The sequence below is a fragment of the Pilimelia terevasa genome (assembly GCF_014647915.1).
GTDB lineage: Bacteria > Actinomycetota > Actinomycetes > Mycobacteriales > Micromonosporaceae > Pilimelia > Pilimelia terevasa.
Window position 1 is genome coordinate 215,449 of record NZ_BMQC01000001.1, and the last position, 18,055, is coordinate 233,503.

Annotated in this window: 18 protein-coding genes; 17 read left to right on the forward strand and 1 reads right to left on the reverse strand. The window is 67.7% G+C overall.

All coding sequences use genetic code 11. The features are described 5' to 3' along the window. Positions 1-992 precede the first annotated feature (992 nt). The 7 genes from IEY75_RS01025 (at position 993) to IEY75_RS01055 (ending at position 7,221) form a co-directional block, all read left to right on the forward strand. Positions 993-1,307, forward strand: a complete 315-nt coding sequence (locus IEY75_RS01025) for an HNH endonuclease (RefSeq protein ID WP_189112233.1) — start codon at positions 993-995, stop codon at positions 1,305-1,307. Between the two features lie 96 nt (positions 1,308-1,403). After that, entirely contained in the window at positions 1,404-1,643 is a 240-nt protein-coding gene (locus tag IEY75_RS01030) for a hypothetical protein (protein ID WP_189112234.1), read from the forward strand. Positions 1,644-1,675: 32 nt separating this feature from the next. Next, complete coding sequence (locus IEY75_RS01035; protein ID WP_189112235.1) at positions 1,676-2,110, forward strand: phage terminase small subunit; 435 nt, start codon at positions 1,676-1,678, stop codon at positions 2,108-2,110. A 410-nt stretch (positions 2,111-2,520) separates the two neighbouring features. Further along, on the forward strand, positions 2,521-4,155 hold the full coding sequence (locus tag IEY75_RS01040) for a terminase large subunit domain-containing protein (RefSeq protein WP_189112236.1): 1,635 nt from the start codon (positions 2,521-2,523) through the stop codon (positions 4,153-4,155). Positions 4,156-4,170: 15 nt separating this feature from the next. Next, a complete protein-coding gene (locus IEY75_RS01045) occupies positions 4,171-5,592 on the forward strand; it encodes a phage portal protein (protein ID WP_189112237.1) in 1,422 nt (473 codons plus the stop codon). Then, positions 5,589-6,671: a VG15 protein gene (locus tag IEY75_RS01050; RefSeq protein ID WP_189112238.1), complete on the forward strand. Its 1,083-nt coding sequence runs from the start codon at positions 5,589-5,591 to the stop codon at positions 6,669-6,671. Before IEY75_RS01045 ends, IEY75_RS01050 begins: the two co-directional genes overlap by 4 nt. A gap of 4 nt (positions 6,672-6,675) precedes the next feature. Further along, positions 6,676-7,221 carry a hypothetical protein gene (locus IEY75_RS01055; protein WP_189112239.1) on the forward strand — a complete coding sequence of 182 codons (546 nt, stop codon included), beginning with the start codon at positions 6,676-6,678 and terminating at the stop codon, positions 7,219-7,221. A gap of 177 nt (positions 7,222-7,398) precedes the next feature. On the opposite strand, the gene IEY75_RS01060 is transcribed toward IEY75_RS01055, so the two are convergent. Continuing rightward, a complete protein-coding gene (locus tag IEY75_RS01060; protein WP_189112240.1) occupies positions 7,399-8,346 on the reverse strand; it encodes a GAF domain-containing protein in 948 nt (315 codons plus the stop codon). A gap of 59 nt (positions 8,347-8,405) precedes the next feature. On the opposite strand from IEY75_RS01060, the gene IEY75_RS01065 reads away from it, so the two are divergent. The 10 genes from IEY75_RS01065 to IEY75_RS01110 all read left to right on the forward strand — a co-directional run bounded on the left by IEY75_RS01065 (position 8,406) and on the right by IEY75_RS01110 (position 18,046). Then, positions 8,406-9,533, forward strand: a complete 1,128-nt coding sequence (locus tag IEY75_RS01065) for a phage major capsid protein (protein WP_229789255.1) — start codon at positions 8,406-8,408, stop codon at positions 9,531-9,533. Positions 9,534-9,613: 80 nt separating this feature from the next. After that, on the forward strand, positions 9,614-10,072 hold the full coding sequence (locus tag IEY75_RS01070; RefSeq protein ID WP_229789256.1) for a hypothetical protein: 459 nt from the start codon (positions 9,614-9,616) through the stop codon (positions 10,070-10,072). Continuing rightward, positions 10,069-10,404 (forward strand): phage head-tail adapter protein, encoded by a 336-nt coding sequence (locus IEY75_RS01075; RefSeq protein ID WP_189112241.1) that lies wholly within the window; start codon positions 10,069-10,071, stop codon positions 10,402-10,404. The genes IEY75_RS01070 and IEY75_RS01075 overlap by 4 nt, the downstream gene beginning before the upstream one ends. Then, positions 10,404-10,763, forward strand: a complete 360-nt coding sequence (locus IEY75_RS01080) for a DUF5403 family protein (RefSeq protein WP_189112242.1) — start codon at positions 10,404-10,406, stop codon at positions 10,761-10,763. Before IEY75_RS01075 ends, IEY75_RS01080 begins: the two co-directional genes overlap by 1 nt. After that, the gene (locus tag IEY75_RS01085; RefSeq protein WP_189112243.1) at positions 10,763-11,257 is read left to right on the forward strand and encodes a hypothetical protein; all 495 of its coding nucleotides are present in this window, start codon (positions 10,763-10,765) and stop codon (positions 11,255-11,257) included. The genes IEY75_RS01080 and IEY75_RS01085 overlap by 1 nt, the downstream gene beginning before the upstream one ends. An 11-nt stretch (positions 11,258-11,268) precedes the next feature. Next, complete coding sequence (locus IEY75_RS01090) at positions 11,269-11,838, forward strand: phage tail tube protein (RefSeq protein ID WP_229789257.1); 570 nt, start codon at positions 11,269-11,271, stop codon at positions 11,836-11,838. Positions 11,839-11,929: 91 nt separating this feature from the next. Next, on the forward strand, positions 11,930-12,277 hold the full coding sequence (locus tag IEY75_RS01095) for a phage tail assembly protein (RefSeq protein WP_189112244.1): 348 nt from the start codon (positions 11,930-11,932) through the stop codon (positions 12,275-12,277). Positions 12,278-12,433: 156 nt separating this feature from the next. Next, on the forward strand, positions 12,434-15,982 hold the full coding sequence (locus IEY75_RS20675; RefSeq protein WP_229789258.1) for a phage tail protein: 3,549 nt from the start codon (positions 12,434-12,436) through the stop codon (positions 15,980-15,982). Next, positions 15,983-16,876: a phage tail family protein gene (locus tag IEY75_RS01105; RefSeq protein WP_189112245.1), complete on the forward strand. Its 894-nt coding sequence runs from the start codon at positions 15,983-15,985 to the stop codon at positions 16,874-16,876. Then, positions 16,877-18,046, forward strand: coding sequence for a siphovirus ReqiPepy6 Gp37-like family protein (locus tag IEY75_RS01110; protein ID WP_189112246.1), 1,170 nt, complete (start codon positions 16,877-16,879; stop codon positions 18,044-18,046). The last annotated feature ends 9 nt before the right edge of the window (positions 18,047-18,055 follow it).

Below are 18,055 nucleotides of genomic sequence, written 5' to 3' on the forward strand. Positions count from 1 at the left end.
CATCGGTACAACTTACAGATACGTGCCCGCGATCGGTCATGAGCCGACGCCGTCGGCGCCACGCTGTGGCGCTGCGGATCGCGGGCGGGGGTCGTGCGTCAGCGCATGGTGCGCGCTGGCACGACTAGCGGCCCGTTCCTGGGAGCCTCCATTCGGTTTCCCGTTACCACGCTCGCCGGTCCCGTTCTCGCCTGCCTTCGCATCGCAGGGTCATCGCAGGGGCGTCACGCAGAGGTATCAGCCGCTTCCACTATGGAGTTCTCAATGATCAAGCTGTCCGAGCAGGACCGCACCCCATCACGGTTGTGCGTCCCGGTCGTCGCGGTGCTTCCCTACGCTAGCGCTCCACTGCCATGTCTGCAAGTTGTTCCGACTCGGACTGTATGTGGATCTTGTGATCCACTGGCGTCCGTCCCGATCTAGTGCGCTGCGGCCGTACCGGTCTAACGCGAATCGGGTAGCCGTACGTCTTGCGTACTGCTGTGTTGCGCATTGCGTGTCACTGCGTCGCTGCGCTGGTGTTGCTTGTCGCTGTGTTGCGGTGACGGGACAAACGCTAGGCGGTCGGCTGTCGATTGCGCAAGTCCACAAGAAACCTTTTTCGGCGGCGGGTGGGGGGTGACTCCTAAGCGTTGAAAGGGGAGACCGCCTCGTCGTAGCAGCGGAGATTGCGCCACAGTTTCCAGGCCGTTCTGCGGCGGCAGGTGGACGGCGATGAAGACTCTGACCTGGTAACTTCCGCCCAGATCGGTCGGTTGATGTGACGCCGGTCATAGAACCTGACATTGGTCTGGCCTGGGATCGTATTTATATGTAGAGCTTAAGAGAAATGCTGATACCGAGTTGACGGGTGGGCTCTTCCAGATCTATTTGAGGTGACTGAGTCACGGAAAAGGTATATCACCATTTGCCTTTCACTCTTAATGACTACCCCGGGTCGGTAGCGCATAGCGCAAACACCGTCGGGGACTTCGTTGGAGAGGAGGTCGGCTGTGCCGGACTGGATTGGATCGGACCGGCACGGCCGGCTTCCGCCCAACTGGAAGATGCTGCGGCGACGCACCCTGCATCGTGACGGACACCGCTGCACTGCTGTAAGTAGTACCGGGCAGCGGTGCGACGAGCCGGCGACCGAGGTCGACCACATCGAGCCCGGTGACAACCACGACCCGTCGAACCTGCGGGCGCTGTGCACCTGGCACCACCGACGCAAGTCGAGTCAGGAGGGCGGACGAGCCCGCGCGGCCCGGTACCGCCAGCGCAACAGGTTCCGCCGCGACGACCCACATCCAGGACTTCTCGAATAGGCGAGGCGCGCAGCCGCAGGCGCGATGCCCGCCCGCCAGGCCCCGCCGCGATCACCCCTCACCGGCGGGGCCTGGCCCGACCTCTCGGAGCTGAGCGTGGACATCTGGACCATCGGCTGGCTGGCCTGGCTGGGTCTGTTCGTCGTGCTGGAAGGCGTCGCCTTGGCCCGCAAGGCTCCCGACGACACCCTGTCCGAGCACGTCTGGAAGTGGTTCGGCATCGGCCGACCTGGAAACCGACCGAAGTTCTCCGGCTGGGTGAAGTTTCGCCGCTTCGCGTTGCTGGCCTTCCTGGCATGGCTGGTGGCGCACTTCCTCAGCGGGGGAGCGGTCTGACCTGAGCGCCGACCCCGGCAAGGAGGTGACCGATGGCACTGGCCCGCGGACCCATCCCGAACCGCGACGACGACCTGGCCCGACCGCGGCACCGCAACGGCCGCGAGCAGGCACCGGCGACCCGCGGCGAGCTGCGACCGGTCACGGTGCCGGACCCGGACCCCGACTGGCACCCCATCGCCTGCCGGCTGTATGAGGCGCTGCGCACCTCGGGGCAGGCCGACTTCTATCAGGATTCCGACTGGGCGTTCGCGTTCAGCGTCTGCGACGACCTGAGCCACTATAAGCGGGCGACGAAGCGCTCCGGGCAGATGCTCCAGTCGATCTACTCGGCGATGGAGCGGCTGCTGGTCACCGAAGGCGACCGTCGGCGTGTCCGGATCGAGCTGCACGCCCCTGAGTCCGACGAGAAGCCCGCCTCGGTGCTGGCCATCGCCGACTATCGGCGGGATTTGGGGCTGCCGTGAGGTGGCGGCGCGGCCGATCCCGTCGCGCCAAGCCCACGTTCACCGACGCCGACCGCGAGCTCATCGCGTGGGTCCGGTCCCTGCGCCCATCACCCGGCCGCCGCGAGTCAGCCCGTGGCGGTGCGCCGCCGCTTCAATGCACGGCCTTGACCCGCTGCACCCCCGGCTCCTACGAGGAGAAGGACCACTGAAATGCCGATCTTCCACCACCGTGGATCATCGCGCAGGAGCTCCATAACCAGGAGCGAGACATTGAGCACCGCGAGAGCGGCGTAACCGGTCAGCTTCAGCCAAGAGCCCTGCTGAGCCACTGTCGACATCACCGTTCGTCCTCCCGTGTCGATTTGCCGACTCCACGGTAGGCAACTTGAGCAAGTCGCCAGTTGCGGCGGGGCCGCTCGGCTCGGGAGGTGAGCCGCATCGACGCTGTCGCGGTCGACGCCCTGACGCCTTCCTTCATCGGCCCCACCTGGGCACGCACCGAGAACGGCTCGTGGCTGCTGCCGCAGCGCACGTTGGGTTGGCAGATCGTCGGCTGGTGCGCCGAGTACCTGCGCGGCGAGGACGGCGGTCCGTGGCGGTTCACCACCGAGCAGCTCCGCTTCATCTTGTGGTGGTACGCCGTCGATGAGTACGGCCGGTTCATCTACCGCAAGGGTGTCCTCCAAAGACTCAAGGGCTGGGGCAAGGACCCGCTCGCCGCGGTGATGTGCCTGATCGAGCTTGCCGGCCCGTCGCGGTTCTCGCACCTCGACCGCACCGGGGAGCCGGTCGGGATGGCGCACCCGCAGGCGTGGGTGCAGGTCGCCGCCGTGTCGCGGGACCAGACCCGCAACACGATGACGCTCATCCCGGCGTTGATGAGCGAGCACTTCATCGCCACCTACAACATCACCGCCGGCGCTGAGCTGATCCGCGCCAACGGCGGCCGGCAGCGATTGGAGGCCGTCACCAGCTCCTACCGGGCGTTGGAGGGCGGCCGGTCTACGTTCGTCGTGCTCAACGAGACGCACCACTGGATCAGGGGCAACAACGGCGATCGGATGTACGAGACGATCGACGGTAACGCCACGAAGAAGGACTCGCGCTACCTGGCGATCACCAACGCCTACCTGCCGGGCGAGGACTCGGTCGCTGAGCGGATGCGCGAGGCGTACGAGAAGATCGTCGAGGGCCGAGCCGCCGACATCGGCTTCCTGTACGACTCGATCGAAGCGCACCCGACGACGCCGTTGACGCCGGAGGCGCTGCGGATCGTGCTGCCGAAGATCCGCGGCGACGCGGTCTGGCTGAATGTCGAAACGATCATCAAGTCGGTGCTGGACACCACCCTGTCGCCGGCACGGTCGCGGCGGATGTGGCTCAACCAGATCGTCGCCGACGAGGACGCCCTGTATGGGCCGGCGCAGTGGGCACCGCTTGAGGTTCCCGGCGCCACGCTCGCCCCCGGCGACCCGATCACCCTCGGGTTCGACGGCGGCAAGACCGACGACGCGACCGCGCTGGTCGCCATCCGCACTACCGACATGGTCGCGTTCGTCCTCGGGCTGTGGGAACGCCCTGACGGACCGGCAGGCGACGGCTGGGAAGTCGACCGCGACGCTGTCGACTCGGCTGTCCACGACGCGTTTCGTGTCTTCACCGTGCAGGGCTTCTTCGCCGACGTGGCGTTGTGGGAGTCGCACATCGCCGACTGGGCCGCCACCTATGGCGAAGGACTCGCCGTCCGCGCCGAGGGGCGTAACGCCATCGCCTGGGACATGCGCCAGTCGTTGCAGCGCGTCACCCGCGCCCACGAGCGGCTCATGCGGTCGATCTTCGACAGCAAGCTCCACCACGACGGCGACCTCGCCCTGCGCCGTCACGTCCTCAACGCCCGCCGGCGCAGCAACAACTACGGCATCTCCTTTGGCAAGGAGAGTCGGGAGTCCCCGCGCAAGGTCGACGCCTACGCCGCCCTGCTCTTGGCGCACGAGGCACTCCACGACCTGCGTATTCGCGGCACCAAGACCAGGCGGCGCACCGGCCGCGGCTACTTCCTCTGAAATGGGGGTGCGCTCATGCCCGAACCCGAATCGAGCTCCACCCCGCGCGTGCTGGCCGTGCAGTTGCTGACCGTCTTGGACCGCGACCTGCCGCGCCTGGAGCGCATCGACGCCTACATGCAGGGCCGCCATGACGACCCGTACATGCCGGCCAAGGCCGACGATGAGTACCGGCTGCTGGCTCGCCGGGCGGTGTCGAACTGGATGCCCCTGCTGGTCAACACCCCCGGCCAGGCCCTGTTCGTCGACAGCTTCCGCCGCGGCACCGGCGACGGCGCCCGCACCGCTGGGGACCTGCCCGAGTGGGAGCACTGGCAGCGCTCCCGGCTGGACGCCCGCCAGGCCGCGGTACACCGTGGCGCACTGACCTACGGCCACAGCTTCACGATCACCGAGAAGACCAGGGCGGGTGTGCGTACGCGCGGTCTGTCGGCGCTGCGCACCGCCGCGCTGTTCGCCGACCCGGCCAACGACGACACGCCGCAGGCCGCGCTAACCGTGGTGCGCCGCCCGGCTGACAAGAAGCCGGGCCAGGCCCGGATGTGGGACGGCCGCAACGAGTACCGGGTCACCTTCGCCTCCTACACCGACAAGTCCAAGGTCACCGTGCAGAAGGCCGGCGCCCACGGCGCCACCGAATGCCCCGTGACCCGGTTCGCCGCCGCGGTAGACCTCGATGGCCGCACCGTCGGCGTGGTCGAGCCGATGATCCCGCTCCAGAACCGCATCAACCAGACCGTCTTCGACCTGCTCGTGGCCCAGACCTACGGCTCGTTCAAGGTCCGCACCGCCACCGGGATGGCGCCGCCGGTGCAGCTCGACGCAGACGGCAACCCCGTCCTCGACGAACGCGGACAGCCGATCCCGCTGCCGATCAACGTGAATGCCAAGCGGTTCCTGTTCGCTGAGGACCCCGACGTGAAGTTCGGGTCCCTGGACGAGACCCCGCTCGCCGGCTTCATCGCCAGCCTGGATATGAGCATCCGGCACCTGTCGGCCATCTCGCAGACCCCACCGCACCACCTGCTCGGCCAGATCGCGAACCTCTCCGCCGAGGCACTCCTCGCCGCGGAGACGGCGCTCGCCCGCAAGATCGCCGACTTCCGCACGCTGCTCGGCGAATCGTGGGAGCGGGTGTTCCGGCTGGCCGCCGAGCTGTCCGGCGACGCCGGCGCGGCCGGCGACTTCGCCGGTGAGGTGCTGTGGCGGGACCTGGAAGGCAAGAGCCTCGCGCAGTCTGCTGACGCGCTTGGCAAGCTCGCTGCCGCGCTCGGCATTCCCAAGCGTGGCCTGTGGGCGCGGGTGCCGGGTGTCACGCGCAACGAGCTCGACGAGTGGGAAGACCTGCTTGAAGCCGACGACCCGGATCTCCAGCTCGCCCGCACACTGCGCCGCGCCGCACCCGAACCCGAGCCCGGCCAGTCGGAGTCGGCGTGAGCACGTCGGCCAGGCAGCAGGAGGCCGACCGCGCCTCAATCGCTTTCCATCTGGCGCTGACTCGCATCGGCGCCAAGACCATCGCGGACGCGCTGCGGCTGTGGACCAACGTCCCACCGACCCGTACCGCAGCGGTCAGTGCGACGTGGCTGCGGCAGGCCATCCACCTGGTGATGACCCGCCGCGCCCGCGCCCGCGATCTCGCGATGGCCTACTACCGGCTGGCGCGGGCACTGCGCACCGGCCGCACCGTCGCCGACCCCCGGCGGCCGGAGCCCCGCTACGTCACCCTCGACATGCTGCGCCGCGAATTCAACGCCCTGTCCGGTAAACCGGCAGCGCCAGAGCCCAACGACAACGAGGACCAGGACCAGGACCAAGACCAAGAAGAGGACGAGGGCGGCCGGGACGACGCGAACACCGCCATCGAGATTGAGGAAGGCGGCGAGGACGCCGAAGCCGACCGCATCCTCGTCGAGGAAATCGCCGCCCTCGACCGCCGCGAGCGCGAACGCGAACGCGCGGCCGAGGCCGAAGCCAAGACGGCGCTGGAGCAACTCGGCACCGGCAACCTCGACCGAAAACTCGGCAAGACCGACACATCGGCTTCGGGCGATGACGTGGACGCCGCCCGCGACCAGGCCCACCGGAAAGCCGGCACCCGCCAAGCGGCGACCGCGGAGCGGATCGTTCTGGACGGCGGCAGGGGACAGCTGTGGACGCTGACCGAGACCGACCGACGCGTCATCGGCTACGCCCGCGTCTCACGTAGCGGCACCCCGTGCGGCTGGTGCGCCATGTTGATCTCCCGCGGAGCGGTGTACCGGTCGCGCCGCTCGGCCACCCACGCAGACGGAGACCGGTACCACGACAACTGCCACTGCTACGCCGAACCGCTCTACAGCCGGCAGCAGATGGGCTCAGACCTGTTCGACCTCAACCGCCAATATGCCGCCGACTGGCCCCGCGTCACCCGCGGTCTGTCCGGCGCTCGCGCACTGTCGGCCTGGCGGCGCCACATCCGACAACAGCAACGCCGCGCCCAGGAGGCCCGGCGCACCAGCGTCCAGGAGGCGTGACCCGATGAGCGACACCACCACGGCCGACACCGACAACCCCGAGACCAACGGCACGCCAGCGAACGGCGGCAAACCGGAGACCGACGGTGAGCCTGGGTCCGGCCCCGGCCAGGTAGCGCAGGACACGGGCATTGACGGCGAGGACCGTACCGACGAACTCCCCGAGTGGGCGCGTAAGGCCCTGAGCAAGGCCAACGCTGAAGCGGCTGGCTATCGCACCAAGCTGCGCGAGCTGGAGGCCAAGAACACCGACACCCCGACGGGCGACGACAAGCCGGATGCGGCGACGAACCTCAAGCAGCGCAACGCCGACCTGGAGGCCGAGGTACTGCGCCTGACTGTCGCCTACGAGCAGGAGCTGCCCAAGGCCCTGGCCGGGAGGCTGCGCGGCAGCACCCGCGCCGAGCTGGAGGCCGACGCCAAGGAACTGGCCAAGCTCGTCGCCGACCGCACGCCGGCGGACCTGCGCGGCGGTCTGGACCCGACCGACGAGGACACCACCCCGGACGACCCCGGTGAGCTGGCCCGCTGCTATGGGCGGCGCCGCTGACGCACAGGGTGAGGTGATCGCCGCTAGCTATGGGCAGGGTTCATGGCAAACCTCACTCGGCCCGGCTAGGAACGGGCTAAGCGTTGGGCTGATTCCGAACCCTTCTCGGCCCCTTCGGTAGCGTTCAGTCGCCGGCGCGCATACTCCACGACATCGATGCGCGCCTCAAGGAACTCATCAGTCTCGTCGTGCGGAGCCGGATTCTTGAGGCTGGGGCGACTGACCCGCCGACTTGGTGTCCGTCGCGTTCCCTCCGCGGGCATTGTTATCCTCCCATTTAGAGCCGTTTGTCGCCGATGTAACAGTCAGTCCGTCTGCGAAGGCCAGCCCGGTTCCGAGGGCCGTGGCCAAGATCTTAAGGAAATCGCCGTCGGCCTCACAGAAGACATTCGGCTTAGGATGATCAACCGTTAGGAATCCGTACGTCTCATCCATGGTTCTCACAGGATGAGACATATAGGACTCATAGGGACGTTTCTCCCTGGCCAGAGGATGTGTCTTGGGTAGATCTTTAATGTTGTTAACTATCTCCGCTTTGTCACCTTTAAGGAAGTTTGCAAAGCGGTCCTTTCGCCCCTCGGGTTCCCAATGAAAGCAAGCTCGGGCGTTATCGTGTCGTCCGCTGCCATTTGCGGAGCGAATGTGTCGCAACTCTAGTTGTCCTTGCCCGAGCTGCCCGCCGGCCAAGCACGATTCCTCCACGAGGTAGAGAGTGGCGCGCGTGAGGTTCTCGTCGTGTGCTGAAGGCTGGAAAACGTCTGAGCACACCTTCACGATCGCTTGCTGCAATGCTGCTAGCTCGGCGGCACCTCTGGTGCTGGCGAGATGATTGAGGCCCTTGAGGCTAGGGGGTAGCCCGACGGCTGCCATTCGGTGCCAGCGTTCTTTGTCTCGTTCGAGCAGTCGAATGCCCAACGCCTGGATTGCGTTCTGAAGCGCCAGAAATAGCGCAGCGCAACCACCGACTAGGAGCGCGAGCTTTTGGTAAGTCTCGTCGGCCAGCTCAATTGCCATGCCGGAAACGGCGAGGACCACGAACGCGATGCTTCCCAGCCACACGCCAGGCTTGCCCGCCAGCCAGTCCATCGACCGTTTAGTGGTTCTTCGGGCGAACGTCCGGATCATGATCCCTCGCTACGACTTACGTCCGAAGGTAGCGCAGTTATGCCGTCTTAGATTGCCTTATGCGGCAACTGGCCGGCTGGGATTGGTCATGTGAGCATAAACTTCTTTTTAGGAACCAGATGGGAGCTTCGTTGCCTGAACATCAAATTGTCAAACCGCAAAAGCTCGCCGCGACCGCGGTCGGGATGCTGGAGCAGGAACTCGTCGTCCCGAACTTGTTCCAGAAGCAGGGGATCGACCAGTTCAAGGGCGCCGAGAACGACACCATCAGCGTTCCCGTCGAGGGTGTGTTGCCGTTCCACGACTACGCGTGGCGCAACGACCGGTCCAAGCCGATCGAGTTCGACGAGTACAAGGAACGCAAGATCCCGGTCACCTTCGGTGGCAACGTCTACTCGGCAGTCAAGGTCACCGATGAGCAGAACGATTTCGACCTGAAGAATTGGGCCAAGCTGCTCAACCCACAGGTCAAGGCCGTCGCCCGCGGCCTGGGTAGGCGGGCGGTCAAGACGCTCACCAGCCAGACGTACAACGTGGTCATCGGTCAGGCCGCCCGCAACCTGCGCGGCGCCATCATCGAGGCCCGCCGCGTAGTCAACAAGTTCAACGTGCCCGACGAGCAGCGTTACCTGCTGGTCGGCTCCGACTTCGAGGCCGCCCTGCTCGGCGACGACAAGCTGAACCTGGCGCAGAACGTCGGCGACGCCGAGGCGCAAAGCGCCCTGCGGAACGCGCTCATCGCCGACCGGTGGGGCTTCCGGATCGTCGTGGACAAGACCATCCCGTCGGACGCCGCCTACGCGATGGTCACCTCCGCGTTCATTTTCCTCTCTGGCGCGCCCGCGGTGCCGCAGTCGATCGCCTTCGGCGCCACCCAGTCACACGAGTCCATCGCACTGCGCTGGGTCCGCGACTACGACCCCGCCTACATGCACGACCGCAGCGTGGTCAACACCTACGCCGGCTTCCGCACAGTCAAGGACCCGCTGGTCGGCTGGGACGAGGCCAAGAACAGCGAGATCGTCTCCGAGGGAGAGCACTTCGTGCGCGCGATCAAGCTCACCCTCGGCGGCACCTCGACCTACCCGCCGAAGGACAGCGAGCTGGCAAAGATCACCGGCATTTCCGATGCCGCGCCGTGGCCGCCGACCAGCGGCCAGCCGGCGGACGCCCGCGCGGCCAAGTAGCCGCACCTGAACCGGGCCGGGAGACGAGCTGTGCCTTGAGCCCTCGTCTCCCGGCCCCGCCCACCAGAGGGAGGTGACGCATGGAGATGGAGCCCTACGCCACCATCAAGGAACTGACCGGCCGACTGGATTGGACCCTCGACGACGACGAGCTACGCATCGCCGGCACCGCCCTGGTCGACGCCTCGGACCTGGCCCGCGGCTACGGCCGCAACTGGCCCGTCGCAACTGTGCCCGCGCTGGTGCGGACGCTGGTGCTGCGCTCAGCCGCCCGGTACATGCGCAACCCCGACGGCTACGTGACCTCCCGCGCCGGCGACGAGGCGCTGACCTGGTCGGACCTCGGCGCCGAAGCCGGTACTCCGTACTTCACCCGCCCCGAGAAGGCTCTACTTGCCCGCCTGGCCGGCAACCACCGCCTCACCTCAGTGCCCGCCACCGCGTGGCAGACAAAGGCCCGACCCGACGACGGCACCGTGCCGGTCGCAGGCGGCGGCAAGCACTTCCCAATGTTCCACCCTGAGGAGCACCAGCGGTGAGCGTGCAACGCCGCCGTGGCCAGACCGCCCTGATTTGGCGCACCAAGACTGCCATCGACAAGCGGGGCAACACTGTCGTGGTCGCCGACGCCGACGGACCGCACGAGGTCCGCGCCGCGTTCATTCCGCAGCGCTCGGCACGCGCCGAGGTCCCCGGCCAGCAGCAGATCAACGTCACCCGCATGATCGTCGCCGCCGATCTGCCAGAGGTGAACCTGTGGTCGCGGGTGCGCTGGCGCGGCCGGGACTGGGACGTGGTCACCCCGCCGGCCTATCACCACGGCACCCGGCGCACCCGTCACTGGTCCATCGACATTCGGGAGCGCCTCTGATGGCCAAGATCTACCACAGCGTTGGCGGACGCAAGACCAGCAAAGTCCTCGCCGAGAATGCTGGCGTCCAAGACGCCCTGGAACGCATCACGTTCGAGGTGGCCGCCAACGCCGATGTCGCGCTGCAAGAGCACCGCGCCGAAGGCCACGCCACCATCGAGGTCGACCACGGCAAGGTCGACTGGTACGTGGTCCTCTCCGACGAACGCGGCCAGAAGGCCGCCCTGTCCATCGAGTACGGCCGCGCCGCCCACATCGACCCCAAGACCGGCGAACGCAAGGGCGCCATGGAGGGCCTTTACATCCTTCACCGCGCCACCCACTTGCCAATCCGACGCGGCCGGCAGATCAAAAAATGATGGCCGGACTACCAGAAGCCGTGCGGGCATTGGCCGAGCTAAGCCCTGTCGAGGACGTACTGCTGGCTGTCCTGCGCCGCAAGCTGAACGGAATTCAGATCCGCAGCCTCATCGCCGCCCACCAGACGTTCCCGCTGGTCGTCGTGCGCCGAGCCCCGCAGTTTGGACTCTGGGATGGCGATCCCCGATTCGTCGACTCCGCCGACGTGGACATCCACTGCTTCGCCGAGGACCCCGACGGTGACGAAGACGCCGCGATCCTCTCCGAGGCCGTCCGCGTGGTGCTACGTGACGCCGCCATGCAGCAGGCCAGCGTCCCCGGACGCGGCCACATCACCCGCGTCGAAATGACCTCTGCGCCTCGACGGGCGCCCGACTGGGCCACAGCCACCGGCCCAGTCCAGTACGCGGATCTGCCCACCGGCGTCGTCCGCTATGAGACCACCTACCGCATTCGCATCCGGCGGCCGATGGCGCGGCCACCTGCCCACTGAGGAGATCCGCCTTGCCCGTTAACGATCTGGCGACGCTCATCGTCGGAGCCGGGAACTACTTCACTGCACCGACTAGCACCCCGATGCCCAGCGACATCCTGGTGCCCCCGAGCCCTTGGGCCAATGTCGGACACACGTCCCTGGAAGATTTGTTCGGCGTAACCTCCGAGGGTGGCGAGGCAACCGTCGTCGGCACCTTGCAGAACAAGAGCTTGCGCACCAACTACAGCGCGCGCACCGAGACGTTAACGTTCACCCTCCAGCAGTTCGACACCGCCGGCCTGCGCCTGTACTACGGCGCGAACGCCCCGCTGCTGCCTAACGGCCTCATCGGCGTCCCGGCCAACCCCAAGCCCACCGTGTGCGCGTTTCTTGTCGTGTTCATCGACGGCGACAACCACTTCGGCTTTTATGCGCCCAAGGCCGAAATCTACCGCGCCGACGACATGACTATCGCTGACACCGAAACGCTTGCCGGCCTGCCGCTTGGCGTCAAGCCGATGATCGACGGCAGCAATGCGTGGACTTACGCCGTAACTCCACTTGGTACGCCTACGTCCGGTGATCCTTCAGACGGCTGATCGCATTTTCCCAGCTCATGTCCGGCACGGCATCGGTCCTTCGAGGTCACAGATGTCTCGCCGGTGACAACCCCTGCTACGGAGGCCCACGTTGGCGAACTACACCCTCGACGATATCCGCGCTGCCGCGGAGGCGAAGTACGGCTCGACCGACATCAATGAAGTTGACGGCATGACCGTCCGGCTGCTCAACCCACTGCGCCTGCCGAAGAAGTCGCGTACGGCGCTGGTGGACATCCAGAAGCGGATGGACGACGAGTCCGTGGACGCCGACCAGGAGGCGCTGCTGGTGGAGGCGATTCGGCTGGTGGCGCAAACGCCGAAGCAGGCCACCGCCCTGCTGCGCGCGGTCGGTGATGACCTGGCTGTGCTGGCACAGATCTTCGCCACCTACGCGGAGGGCACGCAGGCGGGGGAAGCCTCAGCCTCGCGCGACTAATCGACGACTACGGCGAGGGCCTGTACGCCGACCTGCGGTTCTACTACGGCGTCGACCTCGGTGAGGTCATCGCCGGCCGCGGGCCGGCGCCCTCGCTGATCATCGCACTCGCGCAGAGGCTCCCCGACACGTCCCTGACCGTGGCGCTGGCCTCCGGTGGGCGGGAGCACCTCGGCTGGGGAGTGGACCGGCATATGGCCGCGGATCTGTTCGACGCGCTCAACGTCAACACCCGCGCTACCGGCCACTGGGCCAAGGGCAAGGCGCCGAAGTTACCGGCCTGGCCGCGTCCGGCCAAACCCGAAACCAAGCACAACGGACCAGTGTCGGTCGCCGACATCTATCAGCGTCTGCGGAGGTGATCGGATGGCTGCCGGACAGGTGATCGGCCGGGTGTCGGTCAAGGTCATGCCCGATACCGGCGACTTCCGCCGCGACGCCGAACGCAAGCTGTCGGTGATCGAGAAGCAGCTCCGCATCGAGATCGGCACCACGATCGACATGAGCGGAGCGAGCCGGGAGTTCCTGCAAGAGGTCCGCAAGATCAACCAGCGGAACCGGGTGCTGGACTCCCGCAAGATCAGGTTCCACACCACGATCTCCACCGACGGGATGCGCGAGGCCATCGCACGCGCGGTCCGGCAGCTCCAGAGCCGCGCGAACAACGAGAAGATCAAGATCCGGGCGGACCTGGTCGCGGCCACTGCCGATCTGGAGTTGAGCAAGGACTCCCTCGACGATGTCGAGCGGCAGCTCGACCGGTGGCGGCGTCGCGTGTCGCCGGTCAAGGTTCGGGTGCATCCGGACCTGACCCTGGGCGCCTTCACGGTGATCGAGAAGCGCCTTGACTACCTGACCCGCCCGCGTCGGGTGCCGATTTTCCCGACGGTCAACACGGGAGCGTTGGCCAAGGCCGCCGCCGCGCTGGGCGCCCTGTCCGGGGCGCGGTTGGCCGCCGGCTACATCCGGGATCTGGCCCGCCAGCTTATGCGCCTGGACAAGGCGGTCCCGCTGATCGGGACGCTGGCGCTAGCGATTGCCGGCCTGGCCGGGTGGGGGCTGTCGGCGGCCAGCAACCTGGCCGCGCTGTCGGTATCGCTGGCGAGCATCGCGCCAGCGGCGCTGGTGCTGCCGGGCATCCTCGGCGGTCTGGCCATCGGGCTGGCCACCACGGTCGTGGTGTTCAAGGACTTCAAGAAGGTCCTGCCCGAGGTCAAAGCCCAGCTCGGCGCCTTACAGAAGGCGATGTCGGTCAACTTCTGGGCCGTCGCCAAGCAACCCATCAAAGACCTCGTCGCCACGCTGCTCCCGCAGCTCTCCGCCGGCCTTCGCCGCACCGCCACCGACCTCGGTGGCTTCTTCGGCTCCCTCGCCCGCTCCCTGTCCGGCGCCTTCAATGGCGTGCTCGCCGGCATGTTCGCCGACCTGTCCTCGTCGATTGCCATCGCCTCGACCGGCACCCGCGCGTACGCGGGCATCCTGGCCACCCTCGGCCAGGTCGGCGCCGGCTACCTGCCCCGGCTCGCGCAGTGGTTCGTCGACATTGCCAACCGGTTCGACGCCTGGCTGTCTGCCACGGCGGCCGACGGCCGGCTCAAGGCATGGATCGACACCGGCCTGACCGCGCTGGCGGACCTCGGCGGTGTCCTGACCGGACTGGTGCGGATCTTCGCCGGCGTCGGCAAGGCGGCTACCGAGGCCGGCGGTTCGACCCTGTCGAGCCTCTCGGCGGCGCTGAACAGCATCGCCGACACGGTCAACGGGCCGGTGTTCCAGACCCTGCTGGTCGGCGTCTTCCGGGCCGCGCACCAGGCGATGGACCTGATCGCGACAACGTCCGGCCCCGCGGTGTCGACGATGTTCGCCACCCTGGCCACGACCCTCCAGACCATCCTGCCGCTAGCCGGGGCCGCCATCGGCACCCTGCTCAAGTCGGTCGCTGAAGCGCTGTCGCAGCCGGCGCTGCAAACCGGCCTAACGGCCATGTTCACCGGCCTCAAGACCGGCATCGACGCCCTCGCCCCGGCGTTCGGCCCGATCGGCGCCGCGCTGGGCGCGTTGGCATCGCTGATCGGCACGTTCGCCGCGTCGGTCGGCCCGGTCCTAGCCACGCTGTTCACCGCGCTCGCCTCGGCGATCAGCACAGTCGCACCGGCGTTGCAGCCACTGGTCACCGTCCTGGCCGGCGGGCTGGGCGCCGCGTTCACCGCACTGGCGCCGGCCCTCCAGCAGGTGGTGGCCGCGTTCAGCTCGGTGGTCTCCGGCGGACTGATCACCACCCTCGGTACGGCGCTGTCGGCGCTCGGCCCGGTGGTCGCAGCGTTAGCTCCGGCGATCGGCGGGTTGCTGGCCTCGGCGGTCAAGGCCCTCGCACCGATCCTGGCCGCGCTGGTGCCGCTGATCACGCAGGTGGCGAGCATTGTCGGCGGGTTCCTGGCCGAGGCGTTCACCGCGCTGGCGCCGGTGCTGACCCTGATCGGTCAGACGCTGGGTGCGCTGGTGTCCGCGGTCGCGCCGCTGATCACCGCGTTGCTGTCGTTGGTGATGGCGGTCCTGCGACCGCTGCTGGATGCGGTCATCAAGATCGTGACAGCGGCGTTGCCGCCCCTTCGGGCCGCGATCGAAGCCCTGGTGCCGGCGCTGATGCCGGTCATCAACGCCATCGCCGCAGTGGTCACCTGGCTGGCCGAGAAGCTCGCCCCGGTCATCACGTTCATCGCCAAGATCCTGGTCGAGAGCCTCGTCGGCGCGATCAACGGCGTGACGCGGGTCTTCCGCGGCGCGGTCGACATCGTGATGGGCATCTGGAACACCTTCGCCGGCTTGTTCACCGGTGACTGGGGCCGGATGTGGAACGGCATCAAGCAGCTCTTTTCCGGGGTCTGGGACCTGATCGTCGGGATCGTCCAGACCGCACTGAACATCGGTGTCCTGGGCTTGGTCAAGAAGGGCCTCGCCCTGATCAAGGGCATCTGGACCGCGGCGTGGGACGGCATCAAAGTCGCCGCCACCACCACCTGGGCGGCGATCCGCGGCGCCTGGAGCGGATTCTTGGAGGCACTTAAGGCCGCACCTGGTGCGGCAGTGGCGCACATCAAGGGCCTGTTCACCGGCCTGTGGGGGGCGCTGAAATCCGGCGCCGCGATGGCGTGGAGCGCGGTACGTACGGCGTTCATCACGGGCGCCGGCAACGCGATTGCCACGATCCGGGAACTGCCGGGCCGGGCACGTGCGGTCCTGGGCAACATCGGCTCGGTGCTGATCAACGCCGGCCGCCAGCTCATCGCCGGTCTGATCAACGGCATCCGGCAGATGTTCGGCCACCTCAAGGGCGTCCTGGGTGACCTGACCAGCAAGCTCAAAGACTGGAAAGGGCCGCCGGCCACTGACCGCACGCTGCTGGTCGGCGCCGGGCAGCTCCTCATCGACGGGCTGATCGACGGCCTGGAGTCCCGGTACGACGCGGTCAGGCGGTCCCTGGCGGGGCTGACCGCCGACATCGGCGGTCTGGACATCCCCACGCCAACGATCGGCCGCATCGCCGAGGCTCGCCTCGCCGCTCGGTTGCGCTGCGCGGCCGACGCCGCTTCGGGTCAGGCCCCGCCCGGTCGGGTTCTCAACTACTACGCCGCGCCTGGCACGTCGCTGTCGGCCGAGGAAGACCTGTTCGAGGCAGCGGGTCGGGCGAGGATGGTGGGCTGGTAGATGCCGCGACTGCAACTGGAATCCACGGCTGCTGGCGGGGACGTGTTCAACCTCGACGAGGTGCTGCACCGCGGGTTGGGCATCCAGGCCCTGTCCGGAGTGACCGGGCTGGGGCTGCCCAACGTCGCGGTGCAGTGGGTCGAAGGCGCCGGCGACGGGGCGACCTTCCGCGGCCGGCGGGTCCTGCCTCGCGAGATCGACCTGCCGTTGCTGTTCCAAGGCCGCAACCGGGAGCACCTCAAGACCTTGTTGAGCCGGTTCGCGCTGCTCATGGCCGGCGAGTGCGTGATGCGGCTGGTCGAGGACGACGGCACCGACTGGTCCACCATCGTGCACCGCGTCGGTGGCGGCAGCTACGTCTACGGCCAGGACACCATCGGCGAAGACGACCTGTTCACCGTGGTCACGCTCCGCGCCGGTGATCCGTACTGGACCTCGTCGCGGGCGATCCGCAAGTCCATCTCTCGCGGTAACACCAAGCCGGGGTTCCTGCGCCACCTGGCCCGGATGCCGGTCTCAAGTAGCCAGGCGATCGGGACGATCACCTTCGAGAACGTCGGGGACGCGGTCGCCTACCCGCTGTGGGAACTACGCGGTCCGGGCAGGGATTTTCGGGCGATCTCCCCACGTGGGGAACGGCTGCACTGGACTGGCCGCCTCCAGCCGGGGGAGCGGCTGGTCATCGACACCCGCCACGGCACCGTCATCGACGGGCAGGGCCGCAACCGATACGCCGAGCTCGCCCCAGCCCCCCGGTTCTGGACCGTCCCGACCGGCACCACCACGGCCACCGCATCGCTGGAGGACGCCGCTGTGCTGCGCAAACCACCGTCACTAGGAGTCGGGTCGCTGATCACCTGCACCTGGCGTCCGCGCCGCTGGCTGGTGATCTGAGTGCGTCCGCAAGACCTCACCGTCGAAATCCGGGACCGGACGCTCACGCGCGTCGGGGTGATCAGGCCCGAGGAAATGCACATGGAGATCGTCGGAGCGCACAACAACCTCTCCGAATGGTCGCTACGCCTTTCCGCGCAACACCGGCTGGCGCAGGAGCTGCGGCAGCCGGGGTCGGGGATCATCGTCACCGGCCCCGACGGGGTCTGGCTGTCTGGGCCGACCACGACGCCGGACCGGGCGGCCACCGCCTCTGATCCCGGAGGGACACTGACGTTCCAGGGGGTCGACGACTCGGTCATCCTCGCCGACTCGTTGGCCTTCCCAGACCCGAGTAACCCGGACCCGCAGACGCAAAAGCGCGCCCACGACACCCGCACCGGCCCGGCCGAGACTGTGATGCACCAGTTCGTGGCCGCCAACATCGGCCCGACCGCACCAACAGCCCGCCGCAACCGGTTCCTCGACAACGGACCCGACCGCGGCCGAGGACCAAAGGTCACCAAATCGGCCCGGTTCCCCACCCTCGGCGTGCTGCTGGCCGAAATCGCCGCCGTCGCCGACCTGGGCTTCCGGGTCGTGCAACGCGGCGGCCGGCTGGTGTTCGAGACCAAGCCGGTCACCGACCGCACCGACCTGATCCGCCTCGACGTCTACAACGGCACCCTGTCCGGCCACCGAGTCACCATCTCCCCACCAGGCGCCACCCGCATCGTGGTAGCCGGGCAGGGCGAACTGACCGCCCGCAAGTTCCTGGAGGTCACCACGCCAGCATCGCTGGCCGCCGAGGTGCAGTGGCAACGGCGCATCGAGCGGTTCGTCGACCAGCGCAACACCAACGATGTCGACGAACTGCGCCAGGCCGGACTAGAGGTGCTCAGCCAGGAAGGCTTCACCGCGGTCGCGGTGCAGGCGGTGCCAATGGAGGACTCCGCGATGCCGTTCGGCATCGACTGGGGACCGGGCGACCGCGTCGCCGTGGTGGTCGAGGACCAGGAACTGACCGCGGTCGTGACCGGCTACCGCCTCAAGATCGATTCCGAGGGGCTCCGCATCGGTGCCCTGCTCGGCGACCCGCACGGCTTCAGCCTCGCTGCCGCGCTACACAAGCGCGTCCGCGCTCTGGAAGCCCGGCTGTCGGCGCTGGAGCGCACCGCCGAGCCCCGCTAGCGAAGGGAG